The organism is Streptomyces sp. NPDC127098 (assembly GCF_042722465.1).
In the GTDB taxonomy this organism is placed as follows: domain Bacteria; phylum Actinomycetota; class Actinomycetes; order Streptomycetales; family Streptomycetaceae; genus Streptomyces; species Streptomyces millisiae.
Map to the genome: position 1 here is coordinate 42,121 of NZ_JBHXFJ010000048.1, position 14,602 is coordinate 56,722.

Below are 14,602 nucleotides of genomic sequence, written 5' to 3' on the forward strand. Positions count from 1 at the left end.
GGTTCGGGGTGGCCCCCTGGGGGGGGGGCGCTTCCGGGCCGCCGCCGGTGGCCCCCGGGGGGGGGGCGGCGGCCGGCGGGCCCCCCCGCCCCCGGGCGCTCACTCCCCCGGCGGCTCGACGGGCCCGCGGAACCGGACACCGTCCCCGGTCGCCCGGTAGAGGTAGCCCAGCGGCCCGTCGCCGGCGTAGCCGCCGGCCGCGTCGAAGGCCAACGGCCGCCCGAGGCCGTGGTACTCGGCGCCGCGCAGCCGGGCGAGCAGCGAGGCCCGGGTCGGCCCCGCCGCCTCGTGGGAGAGCGCCCGCATGGCGTCCACCACCATCCGGGCCGCGTCGTAGCCCTCCACGGCGTAGGGCTCGACCGTGCCGCCGAACCGCTCGCGGTGCACGGTGGCGAAGCCGCTGGCCTCGGGATCGCCCGTGGGATCGGTGTAGGTGGTGACGAAGTACCAGCCGGCCGCGTCCTCGCCGGCGATCTCGAAGAAGGCGGGGCCGAGCGCCTCCTGGGTGGCCACCACCGCGCCCTCGTACCCCGCCTCGGCCAGTGCCCTGGCCAGCCGCCCGGCGCCGTCCGCGAAACCGCCGTACACGACGGCGTCCAGGCCGGCCGCCGTGAAACCCTCGGCTACCTCGGAGAAGTCACGGGTGCCGGCGGGCAGCACCCGGGGCGTGAGCTCGACCGCGCGCCGGTCCACGGCGTCGCCGACCGCCCGGGTGACCAGCCAGCTGTACTCGTCGGCCGTGCGGTCGTCGATCAGGCCGACCCGGCGGGCGCCGAGCACCGCGTCGAGCACCAGCGGGACCGCCCGCGCGGCCGTGGCCGTGTCGGGCCGGCCGAGCAGCAGCGTGTCGTCCTCGGCGCGCGCCCCGAAGCTGCCGGCCGACAGCGCGAGCAGCGGCACGCCGGCCGCGCCGTACGCCTCGGCGGCCGCCCGCGCGACGGCGTCACCGGTCGGCCCGACGACGGCGAGCACCGCCGGATCGTCGATCAGCGCCCGCGCCACCTCGGCGGCGCGCTCCGGGTCGCCGCCGTCGTCCAGGGCCCGCAGGCTCACCGTGAAGCTGAGGTCGCCCAGCTGGTTCAGCTCCTCGACGGCCATGGTGACGCCCCTCCGCTGCCCCTTGCCGTACTTGGCGTGCGGGCCACTGAGGTCGGCGTGCAGGCCGATCGTGTGGTGCCGCCGGCCCTCGGCCGACGCGGCGCCGCCGGAGCGCGACACCAGCAGCCTGGCGGCCAGCGCGCCGCCGAACAGCAGCAGGCCCCCGCTGCCGACGGCGGTCAGCAGCCGGCGGCGGGACGACGGTTCGGGCTCTGGCGGCGGGGGCGGCGCCGTGGCCCTGGGCGGCCTGACGGGTGGCGGCGGCTCGGGGTCGAGCCACTCGGTCTGCTCGGGTCCCGGGCTCGGCAGCCGGGCGTGGAAGCGGTGGTTGACGTCGGCCGCGACCGGCGCCGGCAGCCACGCCCCGGTGCGCCCGAGGCCGACCACCTCGCCCGGCCGCGCCAGCTCGGCGTACAGGTCGGCGGCCGTGGGCCGCAGCACCGGGTCCTTGGCCAGGCAGGCCTCGATCACCTCGAGCAGGCTGCGCGGCACGTCGGCCAGGTCGGCGGGTTCGTGCACCACCCGGTGCAGCAGCTCGCGACCGGTGCCCGTGCCGAAGGGGTGTCGCCCCGTGGCGGCGTGGACCAGCACGCAGCCGAGCGAGAAGACGTCCGTGGCGGGGCCCGGCCCGTCGGGGCCGCCACGGGCCTGCTCGGGCGACTGGTACCCGGGGGCGCCGCCGACCGTGCCGGTGCCGCCGAAGCCGGTGAGCCGGGGACCGTCGGGCAGCAGGTGCACATGGCCCGGGCGCACGTCCTGGTGGGCCAGGCCGGCCTGGTGGACGGCGTCGAGGGCCTCGGCGAGCAGGGCGCCGACGATCCGCACCGGCTCGCGCGGCAGCGGACCGTGCGCCGCGACGACCTCGGGCAGCGTGGGCCCTGGCACGTAGGGGTAGGCGGCCCACATGGTGCCGCCCGCGGTGTCGGCGGCCAGCACGCCGACCAGGCAGCGGGCCGACACGTGCCGCGCGGCGGCCACGTCCCGCTCGAACCTGGCCCGGAACTCCGGGTCCCTGGCGTGCTCCCTGCGGATCACCTTGAGGGCGCCCGGCGCCCCGCCGAGCGACCTGGCCAGGTAGACGACGCCCGTGCGCCCCTCGGCCAGCCGCCGCAGCAGCCGGTAGCCGCCGATCCGCCGGGGGTCGGAGAGTTCGAGGTCCCTCACCGCAGCTCGCTCTCCGCCCGGGACAGCATCAGCTCGATCGCGTCGTTGAGCAGGGTCCCCACGTCCTCCTCGTCGTAGCCGACCGTGCCCTTGACGGCGAGCGCCACGGTGACGGGCCCGAGCCTGGCCACGCCCCACAGGTAGGGGTGGGGGCCGCCGGGCCCCGGGCCGTGGTACTGGCCGCCCTCGTGGATCATGTCGTCCGCCGCGAGCTGGCCGCGCACCCCGTAGGGGGCGCCTTCGGAGCGCAGCCCGGTGACCGACTCGCCGGGCCTGAGCGTCTGTTCCGGGCAGCGCATACCCTCCTCGAGGGTGGCCGCCATCCGCTGGTCCGCCACCGTGGTGCTGCGGTGCACGGTGACCGAGGACATCACGCGTAACGGCTCGCCCTCGCCGCCAGGCGCCGGGTGCTCGCTGTACCGGGAGAGGCTGGCCAGCACCTCATCGGGCAGGGCCGCGCGGCGCCAGACGCACCCCTCGTCGAGGACGGCCCAGGTGGCCGGATCCGACTCGTACGGGTCCTGCGGCACGAAGCCGTCGCCGAGGTCGGTCGGGGTGGCGGCGACCGCCATGGCGAGGGCGAGGGCGGCCGCGGGGTCGGCCGGCGGTTCCGCGACCCTGGGCGAGGGCTCGCCGGACGCCTCGGCGGCGGGCGACGAGCCCGCGGTCGCCCCCTCGCCGTCGTCCGTGGGGCTGTCGCCCGCGTCCGCGGCGGTGCAGCCGAACAGCAGCACCGCCGTGGCCGCCGCCAGCGCGGCGCGCACCGGCCTGAGGTACCGCACCGTGACCTCCCGAGTCCGCTGAGTGGGGGATCACCCTAGCGTCCTCGTACGACAACCGGCAGTGGCCACCCGTCTGTTCGGGACGCCGCGGCCCGGGGCCGGCACTCGAAGGAGTGAGGAGCCGGGTCCGGCTAAGGCCGGCCCCCGCCGTCCCGCTCGCCGGCCGCCCGCAGGGCGTCGCGGCAGAGCCGGTCGGCCCGCCTGGTGGTCTCGGGGAGCCGGTAGCCACGGGTCAGGTGCAGGGTGTGGGCGCAGGCGTCGGCGATGTTGGTGCGGTGTCCAGGCGAGACGTAGACCGGTTTGACACCGTCCCTGGTGCGCAGCGCGCGACCGACCTCCTCGTCGCCGTCGAGCAGCGGCGCGGCGTCGCCGCGTCGTGGTCCCGGTGGGGGGTGGCGGAAGGTGAAGGGGTTCTTGGCGACGCCGATGGTCGGCAGCCCGGTGAGCACTCCCAGGTGGCTGGCGAGCCCGAGGCGGCGGGGGTGGGCGAGGCCGTAGCCGTCGCAGACCACCAGGTCGGGGACGTGGCGCAGCCTGCCGAGCGCGGCGAGCACGGCGGGCAGTTCGCGGAAGGCGAGCAGCCCGGGGACGTAGGGGAAGGCGACCCGGCCCACCGCCGTGGCGTGCCCGAGCTCGGCCAGGGTGGCCGCGTCGAGCGCCACGGCGGCGGCCGCGACGGTGTCCCGCGCGTCGTCGTAGGCGACGTCGACGCCGACCACGACGGTCCCGGGGGCCCCTGGCGCGGGGCCTGAGCCGTCCAGGACGACCCGTGGTCGGAGTCGCTCCTGGACGGCCCTGGCCTCGGCCTCGGTGGCCGGCGTGGTGTGCGGGTGGACGAGGCGGAGGGCGCTCACGCTCAGCTCAGGTCGATCCCGGGGTAGAGCGGGTGCTTGGCGAGCAGGTCGGCGGCGCGCTTGGCGACCTGCTCGGCGACGCCGTCCTCCAGGCGGTAGGCGGCCTTGGACGCCCCGCCGCTCTTGGTGGTGCCGGGGGTGGTGCGGGAGAGCACGGTGTCGATGAGCTCGGCGACCTCGTCCATGCCCGCGGTGTCGAGGCCGCGGGTGGTGAGGGCCGGGGTGCCGATCCGGATGCCGGAGGTGTACCAGGCGCCGTTGGGGTCACGGGGCACCGCGTTGCGGTTGGTGACGATGCCGGCGTCGAGCAGCGCGGCCTCGGCCTGCCGGCCGGTGAGGCCGTAGGAGGAGACGTCGATCAGGGCGAGGTGGTTGTCGGTGCCGCCGGTGACCAGCCGGGCGCCGCGGCGCATCAGGCCCTCGGCGAGGGCACGCGAGTTGTCCACGATGCGCTGGGCGTAGTCGCGGAAGGCGGGCTGCCTGGCCTCGGCGAGGGCCACGGCCTTGGCGGCCATGACGTGTGGCAGCGGGCCGCCGAGCACCATCGGGCAGCCGCGGTCGACCTGCTCGGCGAGCGAGTCGTCGCACAGCACCATGCCGCCGCGGGGGCCGCGCAGCGACTTGTGGGTGGTGGTGGTGACGATCTGGGCGTTCGGCACGGGGTCGAAGTCGCCGGTGAGGACCTTGCCCGCGACGAGGCCGGCGAAGTGGGCCATGTCGACCATCAGCGTCGCGCCGACCTCGTCGGCGATCTCGCGCATGATCCGGAAGTTGATCAGCCGCGGGTAGGCGGAGTAGCCGGCGATGAGGATCAGCGGCCGGAACTCGCGGGCGGCGGCGCGGACGGCGTCGTAGTCGACCAGGCCGGTCTCGGGGTCGGTGCCGTAGCTGCGCTGCTCGAACATCTTGCCGGAGATGTTGGGGCGGAAGCCGTGGGTGAGGTGGCCGCCGGCGTCCAGGGACATGCCGAGCATCCGCTGGCTGCCGAGGTCGCGGCGGAGCGTGGCCCAGTCCTCCTCGGTGAGGTCGTTGACCTGACGGGCGCCGGCCCGCTCCAGGGCCGGGCTCTCGACGCGCTGGGCGAGGACGGCCCAGAAGGCGACGAGGTTGGCGTCGATGCCCGAGTGCGGCTGGACGTAGGCGTGGCGGGCGCCGAAGAGCTCACGGGCGTGCTCGGCCGCGAGGGACTCCACGGTGTCGACATTGCGGCAGCCGGCGTAGAAGCGGCGGCCGACGGTGCCCTCGGCGTACTTGTCGCTCAGCCAGTTCCCCATGGCGAGGAGCACGGCGGGCGAGGCGTAGTTCTCACTGGCGATCAGCTTGAGGGACGCGCGCTGGTCCTCGATCTCGGCGCCGATGGCGTCGGCGATCCTGGGCTCGACGGAACGGACGACGTCGAGGCCGCTGCGGAAGGCGGTGGAGACGGTGGAGTCGGCTGCTGGCTCGTTGGTCATGGGGGCCTCCTTGACATGGGTCGCGACGGCCCAGGCGCACGGCTCCACATCGCACAGCTAGGGCCGCTTCCCGATGGTTGACCCCATCCCGACGCGCCAGTCACGGCCCGGTGCGAGGGTAGCACCGCTGGTCCCGGCCGTGTCGCGGGTGTCCGCCCGGTGGGGCAGGGTGGAGTCAGTGGGACGCGGGGCCCCGCGTCGCCACCCGCGTGATGCCCTGGAGGCCGGCATGAGCGAGCACATCTACCGGGTGACCGAGATCGTCGGTTCCTCGCCGGAGAGCGTGGACGCGGCGGTGCGGAACGGGATCGCCCGGGCCGCCAAGACGCTGCGCAACATCGACTGGTTCGAGGTGACACAGATCCGCGGCCACGTGGAGAACGGCGCGATCGGCCACTACCAGGTGGGGCTGAAGGTGGGCTTCCGGCTGGAGGACACGACCTGAGGGCGGGTGTGCCGGCGCCCGGCGGGACCCGGTGGAATGCCACGGCCTCCGGCCGACCGAGGTCGACCGGAGGCCGTGTTTCCGAGCGCTCGGCTCGACTTGTCGCACACTCGTCCGTCCCTCAGGACGGTGCGGACGGGCTACGGGTCAGCGCCACCGGGCCAGGAAGGAACTCCACCAGCCGCCCTTGGCACGGGCCGGCTCCGCCGCCGGCTGGGGCGCGGCCTTGGGCTGGCTGGGGTCGGGCGTCCTGGTGCGGAGACGAACCGGCGTGAAGCTGGCGGGGAGTTCGACGAGTCCACGCTGGAACGGGCTGGGCCGCCAGGTCAGGTTCTCGACCGGCACCGCGAGCTCGATGTCGGGCAGCAGGTTGAGCAACCGCTCGATCGCCCCGACGGCCATCAGGGTGGCGGGGTCCTTGGCCGGGCAGGCGTGCGGCCCGGCGGACCACGCGAGGTGGGCGCGCTTGCTGAGCATCTGCCGGGAGGCCGACAGCGAGGGATCGGTGTTCGCGGCCGCGAAGCTCACCGCGACCGGGTCGCCCGCCGCGAGCTTCATGCCGAACAGCTCGACGTCCTGCGTCGGGTAGTGCACGGCGTAGTTGGGGATCGGCGGGCTGTTCCACAGGACCTCGTCCACGGCGTCCTCGACCAGCAGCGCGCCGCCGTACTGGCCGCCGAAGAAGCGCTCGTCGGAGAGGACCACGAGGAGTCCGCTTCCGATCAGGTTGCGGACGGGATCGGCGCCCGCTCCCATCATGACGAAGAGCTGCTGCACCATCTCCTCGTCGGACAGTCCCGCGGCGTGCCGGGTCATCCAGGAGGCGACGTCGTCGCCGGGCTGGGCACGCTTGTGCGCGACCAGTTCGACGAGGCTGTCACCGACCTGCTTGCTCCCGGCCTCGGCGTCCTCACCGGACCACACCTTCGCCCAGCCCTCCGCGAGCCGGTCGCCGAGGTGGGGCGGGCAGCCGAAGATGTCATTGATCACCAGGAGCGCCACCAACTGCGCGTACTCGTCGATCAGGTCGACCGTGCCCCGGGTGCTGAACCGCTCGATCAGATAGGTGGAGATCCGCTCCACCTGGCGGCTCAGCCGGTGCGTGTCCACCTTGGCCATGCTGTCGCTGATCGCCTGACGCAGCCGCAGGTGTTCGGCGCCGTCGGAGAAGAGGGCGTTGGGCCGGTGGGCCATCATCGGGATCGCCGGACTGTCGTGCGGTATGCGGCCCTCGTTGAGGTCACGCCACCGTCGGGAGTCCTTGGAGAACAGATCGGGCGACTGGAGCACCTGAAGGGCGGCCGCGTAGTCGGTGACCAGGGTCACCGGCACGCCGGGCGCCATCTCCACGGGCGCGGCCGGTCCGTACTGGCGCAGGAACTCGTAGAACCGCTGCGGATCGGCCGCGAACTCGGGCCCGTGCAGGGGCACCCGCTCCACGGGCGCCGGCCCGCTGCCGTTCATGCCCTGATGTGCCGGGCAGCCGGGGGGCGGGTTCGTGAAACCAGAGGGGGAATCCATTCTTACTCCTGTCGGGTGTGGCTCTGCAGGTAGCGGACGAGAGCCACGAGTGCCTGGGCCGACGACTTCTCGTCGCGGGCGTCGCAGGTGACAACCGGGGTATCGGGGAGCAGGTCGAGCGCCTCCCTGAGCTCCGCCTCGGTGTGTGACGGGGAGCCGTCGAAGTGGTTGACCGCGATGGCGTACGAGATGCCGTACTTCTCGACCAGGTCCATGACGGCGAAGGAGTCCCTGAGACGCTCCGGATCCACCAGGATCAGGGCGCCGAGGGCACCGCGGGTCATGTCTTCCCAGACCTGAACGAAGCGCTGCTGTCCCGGCGTTCCGAACAGATAGAGGACAAGTCGGTCGCTGAGGGTCAGCCGCCCGAAGTCCATCGCGACGGTGGTCGTGGTCTTGCCCCGCACACCCTTCAGATCGTCTATCTCCGCGCCGGCCTGCGTCATCGTCTCCTCGGTGCGCAGCGGCGGAATCTCGGAGAGCGTGCCGATAAAGGTCGTCTTGCCGACGGCGAAGTGACCGACCACCAGGATCTTCGCCGCGATCTGCACCTTCTCGGCCAGGTGGACGCCCTCAGCCGAACCGTGCCTGGAGTCCATCCAGAACCTCCTGAAGAACCTGAATGTCGGCGAGTTGGGCCGGCGGAATGGGAGCCCGGGTGATGACGAAGCCGCGATCCGCCAGGTCGACCAACAGCACCTTGACGATGCCGATGGGCAGCCCGAGGTGCCCCGCGATCTCGGCGACCGAGAGATATCCGCCGTCGCACAACTCGACGACGTCGCGCATCTCCGGGTCGAGCTGCACCCTGTGGTGCTCGCTGTCGGACGCCGCCGTGACGAGAGTGACCAGGTCGAATCGATTGCCGTCGTCGAAGCCGCGGCCGTTGATGATGACGTACGGTCGCACTAATTCCGAGGTCTCGACTTCGACGGCCTCTTCGTGTTCCGGATCCTGGGGTGTGGTCATGCCTGAATACCGGTGTTCTCACGGGGCGGGGTGGTCAGCACCTTGCCGAGCTGCCCGACGAGCTGCTGCATACGGAACGTGATGTCCGCCATGTCCACCTGGGGCGAGGCCGAGACGGCGAGGTAGGCGCCCTCGCCGGCGGAGATGAGGAAGACCCAGCCTCCGTCGAACTCGACCACGGTCTGGCGCCACTGCATCCGGGCGTCGCCGCTGAAGCCGGCCACCGTGCGGCTGAGGGACTGCATGCCGCTCATGGCCGCGGCGATGGTGTCGGCCTCGTCCTTGTTCACCTCGCTGGAGCGGGCCATCAGCAGACCGTCGGCCGAGACGAGGATGGCGTGGCGTGCCCCCGGCACCTCCAGGGCGCTCTCCAGCATCCACGACAGTTCGGTGTTCACTGAACCTCAAATCCTTCCCTGCTCGGATCGGCCTTGCGACCGGACTGGGTGCCACGCTGGAAGGCGCCCATGATGGACGCGGTCTCCTCGCTCGAGCGGGCGGGAGCGGTCTCGGACTCGCCTCGGGACTGCGGCACGATGGCCATCTGCCCGCGCCGGCGACGCTTGGGCAGGCCACCGGAGGTGGTCGCCTGCGCGGGGCGCGGCTGCTCGCTGGCCGCCGTCTCGGGCACGGCAGGGGTGGGTTCGGGCATGCTGGTCAGCAGCTCCTGAGGCAGAAGGACCACCGCCCGTACGCCGCCGTACGGGGACGCCGAGTCGACTGAGACGGTGAATCCGTAGCGGGCGGCGAGCACGCCGATGACCGCGAAGCCGAACTGAGGCGGGTTTCCGAGCTCGGTCACGCCGACCGGGTGCTCGCCCGACAGCAGCCGGGCGGCCCGGCTCTTCTCCTCCTCGTTCATGCCCACACCGGCGTCGTCGATGATGACGCACACGCCCTTGGGCACGGTGCGGATGTTGATGTCGATCGTGGTCTCGGGCGCCGAGTAGCTGGTGGCGTTGTCCAGGAGTTCGGCGAGGACCAGCGCGACGGGCTCGACCGCGCGGCTGACGACGGCGAAGCTGGTCTGCGAGCGGATCTCCACGCGGGTGTAGTGGCGGACCCGGCCCTTGGCGCTGCGCGCCACGTCGTAGAGCGACGCGACGGCGCGCTGCCGACCGAGCCAGCCGTCGCAGAGCACGGCCACGGACTGTGCCCGACGGCCGAACTGCGAGTTCATGTGGTCGATGTCGAGCAGGTCCTGGAGGATCTGCTGGTCACCGTATTTCTCCTGCGCCCTGGAAAGCGCCAACTGCTGTTCGTTGGCGAGACCCTGGAGCGTCCGCATGGCGGACTTGAGCGCGGTTTTCGTCGAGTCCTCGGCGCGAACCCTCGCCTCTTCGACAGCCTCCGCGAGAGTGTTTTCGAGTTCCGCGTGCCGGGCCGCCAGTTCTTCCTTTTCCGCGCGGAGTTTGGCGGCCGACTTACGGCCTCGATAGATTACGGCTGCAGCAAGGGGAGTGCCAGCAATCAGACCCCAGAGCGCCGGATCCTGCATGTATTGCGTCATGAGATTCTCTTTTAGCTAGACCGCCAGGTACTAAGACAAGAGGGTGCCCTGATGTTGAACCCGATATCCCCCGACGCGGATTCACCCCGCCAACCGACCTGGCACGGTGACGAGGCCCTCTCAGCCCGCGGGTCGGCGCGCTATGCCCACACATCGGCATAATGCTCATCGGGTGACCCTCTTATGACTTGGCTGATTTTCCGACGGCCGTATGTCTTACGCGCCCTCAGCTCGCTTGGCAAGCGCCGCGATCGTATCATCTGAGCGACTGTCGGGTTCGGTCCCCATGACTTCCCCTCAGGCCCCGACGGGGGTCTCAACCTCGCTAACGTTTCCTAATTGTTAACCCCATCTCATCTCCCCCACAGGGGACTCACAACGCCCCCAGTTCTTCCCGCGTGGGCGGGTCGGCCCCGATCCTGGTGCAGGTGATCGCGGCGGCCGTGGCGCAACGCCGCAACACGGTCGAGAGTTCGTCGGGCGCGACGGGTGGGGCACCGCGTTCGGCGATCGAGTCGAGCAGCGCCGCCTGGAACGTGTCGCCGGCGCCGATCGTGTCCACCACCGTGACGGCCGGCGCGGCCACCCCGACCTCGTGCCCCGACGTGACCGCCAACGCGCCGCGCGCACCCAGCGTGACCACCACCAGGCGCGGGCCCGCCGCGAGCAGCGTGCGGGCGGCGTCAGCCGGCTCGGTGCCGGGGAAGAGCCAGGCCAGGTCCTCGTCGCTGGCCTTGAGCACGTCGACCGAGGCCGCCAGCCGACGCGCCGCCTCCAGGTAGGCGCCCCGGTCCGGCTGCACCGCCGGCCGCACGTTGAGGTCGGCCGCCACCGTCGTCCCGGCCGCCCGCCGTTGCCGGCAGAGTTCGAGCACCCGGGAGGCGCCCGGCTCGATCACCACGGCCAGCGATCCCGTGTGCAGCACCGCGGTGTCCTCGGGGACCGGCAGTTCGCGCGGGTCCCAGGAGGCGAGGAAGTCGTAGCGGGCCGCGCCGTCCACGCCGAGGTAGGCGAGCGCCACAATGGTGCGGTCGGTGTCGGCCGGCACCCGGCGCACCGTCAGGCCCGTCTCCGCCAGGTGCGCGCGCACCAGCTCACCCGGCGGGTCCTCGCCCCAGGACGTCAACAGGGTGGTGGGCCGCCCGAGCCGGCGCAGGCCGACCGCCACGTTGGCCGGGCTGCCGCCCGGCGCCGCGTGCACGTCCCGGGCGCCGGTCTTCCACAGGAGATCGACCAGGGCCTCCCCCACCACGGTCACTCGAGCTGTCACTGACCTCACCTCTCCGTAGGGGACACGCGCCGACCGCCACATCCTGGACGGACAACCGTCGTACGGCAAGATCGGATTGTCGATCCTCCCAGCTCGGAAGGTCACCGAACGGGCACATGACCACCCCATCCGGGCATCGCCTCCCGAGGTCTCCCCCGCCGCGCCGGCTGCGCGCGGGCCCCGTGACGTCCCATACTGGCCACCGCGGATCCCCTCCGGACCCAGGAGCCAGCCATGGAGATCGGTGCCACCACCGCGGCCGACGGCGTGCGGATCGCCACCCGCACCTGGCTGCCCGAGGACGGCCGGCGCCCCCGCGCCTGGGTGCAGTTGGTGCACGGCGCCGCCGAACACGCCGGCCGCTACGACCGGTTCGCGCGGCTGCTGACCGAGCACGGCTACGCGGTCGTCGCCTCGGACAACCGCGGCCACGGCGGAACGGCCCGGCACACCGGCGGACTCGGGGTGGCCGGCGCCTCGGGCTGGCGGGCGGTCGTCGCGGACCTGCACGCGGTGAGCGAGGCCGCGCGCGACCGGGTGCCGGGCATACCGCTGGTGCTGTTCGGGCACAGCATGGGATCCCAACTCACCCGCGACTACGCCCAGGAACACGGCGCGGGCCTCGCCGGCCTCGTGCTCTGCGGCACGTTCAGGTCGCTGCCCGGCTGTGAGACCGAGAGCGCCGCCGCCGGTCTGCGAGCCGAGATCGAGCGTGGCGGCCGGGGCGCGCCCTCGTCCTTCGTGTCCGACCTGTTCGCCAGGTTCAACGACCCCTACCCGCACCGCACGGGCTTCGAGTGGCTGTCCCGCGATCCGGCCGAGGTCGACGCGTATGTCGCGGACGAGCGCTGCGGCTTCCCGTTCAGCGCCGGCCTCGCCCTGGACTGGGTGCTCGGGGTGCGCAAGATCAACGACCCCCGCAACCAGGCCCGGGTGCCGCGCGAGCTGCCCGTGCACGTGGTGGTCGGCGAGCTCGACCCCTGCCACGCCGGTCTCTCACTCGTCTACGAACTGCTCGAGGACTTCCGCTACGCCGGGACGAGGGAGCTGAGCTGGCGCGCCTATCCGGGGGCACGGCACGAGATCCTCAACGAGACCAACCGCGCGGAGGTCGGCGCGGACCTGCTCGGCTGGCTCGACGCCACTCTCGACACCCGACACGGCAGGCCCTGAGCCGGCCAGGCGACGGGGTTCAGAGGGTGCTCTTCAGCCCGTCGAGGAAACGCAGCCCGTCGAGGAAGTCGCCCGTCTTGCCGTGCGGTTCCGCCGTGGCGCAGAGGCTGTCCATCACGGCGAGGTAGTCCTCGACATCCTCGCGCTTGTCGAGGTAGAGCGCGCTGTTGAGCTGCTCCAGATACACGATGTCCGGCAGGTCGGGCTCCTGGAAGCGCAGCACGGTGATCGGACCGCCGGCCGCCGACAGGCCGCCGATCCTGAACGGCGCGATCTGCAGCGTGACGTTGGGCAGTTCGGCCATCTCGCGCAGGTGCCTGATCTGGCCGCGCATCGCCTCGACGCCGCCGAGCGGCCGGCGCAGCGCGGCCTCGTCGATCACGGCCCACAGCCGGGGAGCGTGCGGCTTGTAGAGCAGCTTCTGCCGCTCCATGCGCAGCTCGACCCGACGCTCGACCATCCGCTCCGAGGCACGCGGGTTGCCCAGGCGGATGCAGGCCCGCGCGTACTCGGCGGTCTGCAGCAGGCCCGGGACGAACTGCACCTCGTAGGTGCGGATGACGGAGGCCGCCTCCTCGAGACCGATCAGCGTCTCGAACCAACTGGGCACCACGTCGTTGTACTTCTGCCACCAGCCGGGGGTGCTGGCCTGCCGGGCGAGCGCGAGGAACTGCCCGCGGCGCTCCTCGTCGAGCACGCCGTAGAGGGTGAGCAGGTCGGCGATGTCCCGCTCCTTGGAGCCGACCCGCCCCAGCTCGAGGCGGCTGATCTTGGCGTGCGAGCCACGGATGGCCTCGCCCGCCGCCTCACGCGTGATGCCGCAGCTCTCGCGGAGTCGGCGCAGGTGGGTGCCGAGCACGATACGCAGCACGGTGGGCCCGCCGCGCGGGTGAGCGAGTATGTCCCTCACCGGCGAGGTGGGGCTTGGCTGAGCTGTCGGCATGTCTGTGTCCCCTGAGTGTTGAATTCGCGCCCAAGTGTTGCACTGTTCGATCGCTGCGTACAGTCGCCCCCTCGCAACTCGGGGCGATTCAACGGGGATCGGCCGAGCCGGACGCCTGGTCAGTCGGCGCGGACGAGGTCGTCGAAGTCCCCGTCCTTGGCGCCCTGGAGGAACGCGGTCATCTCGGCGTGGGTGTATATCAGCGCCGGGCCCTGCGGGTCACGGGAGTTGCGCACGGCGACGTCGCCGCCGGGCAGCCCGGCCATCTCGACGCAGTTGCCGTTGGGGTTGCTTCGTCCGCTCTTCCGCCAGGCCGCGCCCGCGAGCAGGCCGGCCGGTACTCCGTTGACGAACTGCGGCATGTGGACTCCTACGTTCTGCTTGCACGCCTGCGTGGGGGGCACCCCGGGGGGACGCCGGTCGACGGCTTCTGACCGAATACTGCCTCAACTCCGAGCGTTCTTGCATCTGTTCTTGCATCCGTTCTTGCATCAGTTCTTTCGGATGTACTTGCAGGGATACGCTCGGTTCAGTGAGGATGGACCCTGCGGAGCCACTGCCCAGGGTGAAGTCGGATCGTCCGGAGGTCGTCATGACAGCTCTCCCGTTCGCCGCCACGGCGCCTTACCCGGCGCCCCAGGCCCGGACCCGAGGCGCCGACACGGCCGGATTCGCCACCTTCCCGCTGGCGAACTCCTCGGACTCCCCCAAGTCCGCGCGCGACAGCACGCGTTCGGCGCTCAACGGCTGGGGCCTCGGTGAGCTCCTGGACGACGCCCTGGTGATCGTCTCGGAGTTGGTCACCAACGCCGTGCGCTACGGCCGCCCGGTGGCGGCGGACCACTGCCCGCTGGCGCCCGCCACCGCCGCGCAACCGTTTCTGCTGAGCCTGGTGCACTGCGACGGCGCGGTGCTGTGCGCCGTCTTCGACCCGGGCCGCGAGGTGCCGCGGGTCAAGGAGCCGGACTTCCTCCAGGAGTCGGGGCGCGGCCTGCACGTGCTGGAGTCCCTGGCGCGCAGCTGGGGCTGGACCACCCCGGACCGACACGGCAAGGCGGTGTGGGCGCTGCTCACCTCGCCCGAGCGGTGCGCCGACGCCGAGGACGATCCGGAGTGGGAGCCGCTCACCCGCCTCCTGCTGCTCCTCGAACTGCTGAGCGGCCCGTCCTGGCTCCGCGCCCTGGGCTCCTCGTCCACCACCCTCCCCGGCTCCGCACGCCGCTGACCCCGGCCCCCCGCCGCCCGTCGAGGGCGGGCGGAAGCCGGGTGAGACCACCCTCCGAACCTTGGTATGGTTGACCTGTCGCCGGGCCCATGGGGCCCGCACACACCCTGTCCGGGTGGCGGAATGGCAGACGCGCTAGCTTGAGGTGCTAGTGCCCGTTTAAGGGCGTGGGGGTTCAAGTCCCCCCTCGGACA

The 14,602-nt window shown here is 72.4% G+C and carries 15 protein-coding genes, 1 tRNA gene and 1 riboswitch; of the genes, 4 read left to right on the forward strand and 12 right to left on the reverse strand.

Going from position 1 to position 14,602, the window contains the following annotated elements; all coding sequences use genetic code 11:
• Positions 1–99: 99 nt before the first annotated feature.
• The 4 genes from ACFWI8_RS25850 to ACFWI8_RS25865 form a co-directional block, all read right to left on the reverse strand.
• The gene (locus tag ACFWI8_RS25850) at positions 100–2,262 is read right to left on the reverse strand and encodes a bifunctional serine/threonine-protein kinase/ABC transporter substrate-binding protein (protein WP_387095918.1); all 2,163 of its coding nucleotides are present in this window, start codon (positions 2,260–2,262) and stop codon (positions 100–102) included.
• Positions 2,259–3,044, reverse strand: coding sequence for a hypothetical protein (locus ACFWI8_RS25855; protein ID WP_387095921.1), 786 nt, complete (start codon positions 3,042–3,044; stop codon positions 2,259–2,261). Before ACFWI8_RS25855 ends, ACFWI8_RS25850 begins: the two co-directional genes overlap by 4 nt.
• Positions 3,045–3,175: 131 nt before the next feature.
• Entirely contained in the window at positions 3,176–3,898 is a 723-nt protein-coding gene (locus ACFWI8_RS25860) for an endonuclease V (RefSeq protein ID WP_387095924.1), read from the reverse strand.
• Between the two features lie 2 nt (positions 3,899–3,900).
• On the reverse strand, positions 3,901–5,352 hold the full coding sequence (locus tag ACFWI8_RS25865; protein ID WP_387095927.1) for a glycine hydroxymethyltransferase: 1,452 nt from the start codon (positions 5,350–5,352) through the stop codon (positions 3,901–3,903).
• A gap of 21 nt (positions 5,353–5,373) precedes the next feature.
• Positions 5,374–5,466: riboswitch (ZMP/ZTP riboswitch) on the reverse strand.
• A 115-nt stretch (positions 5,467–5,581) separates the two neighbouring features.
• Here ACFWI8_RS25865 and ACFWI8_RS25870 point away from each other — a divergent pair.
• A complete protein-coding gene (locus tag ACFWI8_RS25870) occupies positions 5,582–5,797 on the forward strand; it encodes a dodecin (protein ID WP_387095930.1) in 216 nt (71 codons plus the stop codon).
• A 147-nt stretch (positions 5,798–5,944) separates the two neighbouring features.
• Here the strand turns inward: ACFWI8_RS25870 and ACFWI8_RS25875 are convergent, their stop codons facing one another.
• The 6 genes from ACFWI8_RS25875 to ACFWI8_RS25900 form a co-directional block, all read right to left on the reverse strand.
• On the reverse strand, positions 5,945–7,318 hold the full coding sequence (locus tag ACFWI8_RS25875) for a cytochrome P450 (protein ID WP_387095933.1): 1,374 nt from the start codon (positions 7,316–7,318) through the stop codon (positions 5,945–5,947).
• A gap of 2 nt (positions 7,319–7,320) precedes the next feature.
• Positions 7,321–7,917, reverse strand: a complete 597-nt coding sequence (locus ACFWI8_RS25880) for an ATP/GTP-binding protein (RefSeq protein WP_387095936.1) — start codon at positions 7,915–7,917, stop codon at positions 7,321–7,323.
• Positions 7,892–8,287, reverse strand: a complete 396-nt coding sequence (locus ACFWI8_RS25885; protein WP_387095939.1) for a DUF742 domain-containing protein — start codon at positions 8,285–8,287, stop codon at positions 7,892–7,894. Before ACFWI8_RS25885 ends, ACFWI8_RS25880 begins: the two co-directional genes overlap by 26 nt.
• Positions 8,284–8,685: a roadblock/LC7 domain-containing protein gene (locus ACFWI8_RS25890; RefSeq protein WP_387095942.1), complete on the reverse strand. Its 402-nt coding sequence runs from the start codon at positions 8,683–8,685 to the stop codon at positions 8,284–8,286. The genes ACFWI8_RS25885 and ACFWI8_RS25890 overlap by 4 nt, the downstream gene beginning before the upstream one ends.
• Complete coding sequence (locus ACFWI8_RS25895) at positions 8,682–9,797, reverse strand: ATP-binding protein (protein WP_387095945.1); 1,116 nt, start codon at positions 9,795–9,797, stop codon at positions 8,682–8,684. Before ACFWI8_RS25895 ends, ACFWI8_RS25890 begins: the two co-directional genes overlap by 4 nt.
• A 373-nt stretch (positions 9,798–10,170) precedes the next feature.
• Positions 10,171–11,067, reverse strand: a complete 897-nt coding sequence (locus ACFWI8_RS25900) for a carbohydrate kinase (protein ID WP_387095948.1) — start codon at positions 11,065–11,067, stop codon at positions 10,171–10,173.
• 234 nt (positions 11,068–11,301) lie between these two features.
• Here ACFWI8_RS25900 and ACFWI8_RS25905 point away from each other — a divergent pair, with 234 nt between their 5' ends.
• Complete coding sequence (locus ACFWI8_RS25905) at positions 11,302–12,240, forward strand: alpha/beta fold hydrolase (RefSeq protein ID WP_387095950.1); 939 nt, start codon at positions 11,302–11,304, stop codon at positions 12,238–12,240.
• Positions 12,241–12,259: 19 nt separating this feature from the next.
• Here the strand turns inward: ACFWI8_RS25905 and ACFWI8_RS25910 are convergent, their stop codons facing one another.
• Both ACFWI8_RS25910 and ACFWI8_RS25915 read right to left on the reverse strand, forming a co-directional pair.
• Positions 12,260–13,183 carry a helix-turn-helix domain-containing protein gene (locus ACFWI8_RS25910; RefSeq protein ID WP_387095953.1) on the reverse strand — a complete coding sequence of 308 codons (924 nt, stop codon included), beginning with the start codon at positions 13,181–13,183 and terminating at the stop codon, positions 12,260–12,262.
• Positions 13,184–13,302: 119 nt separating this feature from the next.
• Positions 13,303–13,545, reverse strand: coding sequence for a DUF397 domain-containing protein (locus ACFWI8_RS25915; protein WP_387095956.1), 243 nt, complete (start codon positions 13,543–13,545; stop codon positions 13,303–13,305).
• Between the two features lie 230 nt (positions 13,546–13,775).
• On the opposite strand from ACFWI8_RS25915, the gene ACFWI8_RS25920 reads away from it, so the two are divergent.
• Complete coding sequence (locus tag ACFWI8_RS25920; RefSeq protein WP_387095959.1) at positions 13,776–14,408, forward strand: ATP-binding protein; 633 nt, start codon at positions 13,776–13,778, stop codon at positions 14,406–14,408.
• 109 nt (positions 14,409–14,517) lie between these two features.
• Positions 14,518–14,602: transfer RNA gene (locus tag ACFWI8_RS25925), tRNA-Leu, on the forward strand.

Coding starts and splice junctions, on each gene's coding strand:
- ACFWI8_RS25865 (WP_387095927.1), bottom strand. CDS start 5,352: ATGACCAACGAGCCAGCAGCCGACTCCACCGTCTCCACCGCCTTCCGC.
- ACFWI8_RS25870 (WP_387095930.1), top strand. CDS start 5,582: ATGAGCGAGCACATCTACCGGGTGACCGAGATCGTCGGTTCCTCGCCG.
- ACFWI8_RS25875 (WP_387095933.1), bottom strand. CDS start 7,318: ATGGATTCCCCCTCTGGTTTCACGAACCCGCCCCCCGGCTGCCCGGCA.
- ACFWI8_RS25880 (WP_387095936.1), bottom strand. CDS start 7,917: ATGGACTCCAGGCACGGTTCGGCTGAGGGCGTCCACCTGGCCGAGAAG.
- ACFWI8_RS25885 (WP_387095939.1), bottom strand. CDS start 8,287: ATGACCACACCCCAGGATCCGGAACACGAAGAGGCCGTCGAAGTCGAG.
- ACFWI8_RS25895 (WP_387095945.1), bottom strand. CDS start 9,797: ATGACGCAATACATGCAGGATCCGGCGCTCTGGGGTCTGATTGCTGGC.
- ACFWI8_RS25905 (WP_387095950.1), top strand. CDS start 11,302: ATGGAGATCGGTGCCACCACCGCGGCCGACGGCGTGCGGATCGCCACC.
- ACFWI8_RS25910 (WP_387095953.1), bottom strand. CDS start 13,183: ATGCCGACAGCTCAGCCAAGCCCCACCTCGCCGGTGAGGGACATACTC.
- ACFWI8_RS25915 (WP_387095956.1), bottom strand. CDS start 13,545: ATGCCGCAGTTCGTCAACGGAGTACCGGCCGGCCTGCTCGCGGGCGCG.
- ACFWI8_RS25920 (WP_387095959.1), top strand. CDS start 13,776: ATGACAGCTCTCCCGTTCGCCGCCACGGCGCCTTACCCGGCGCCCCAG.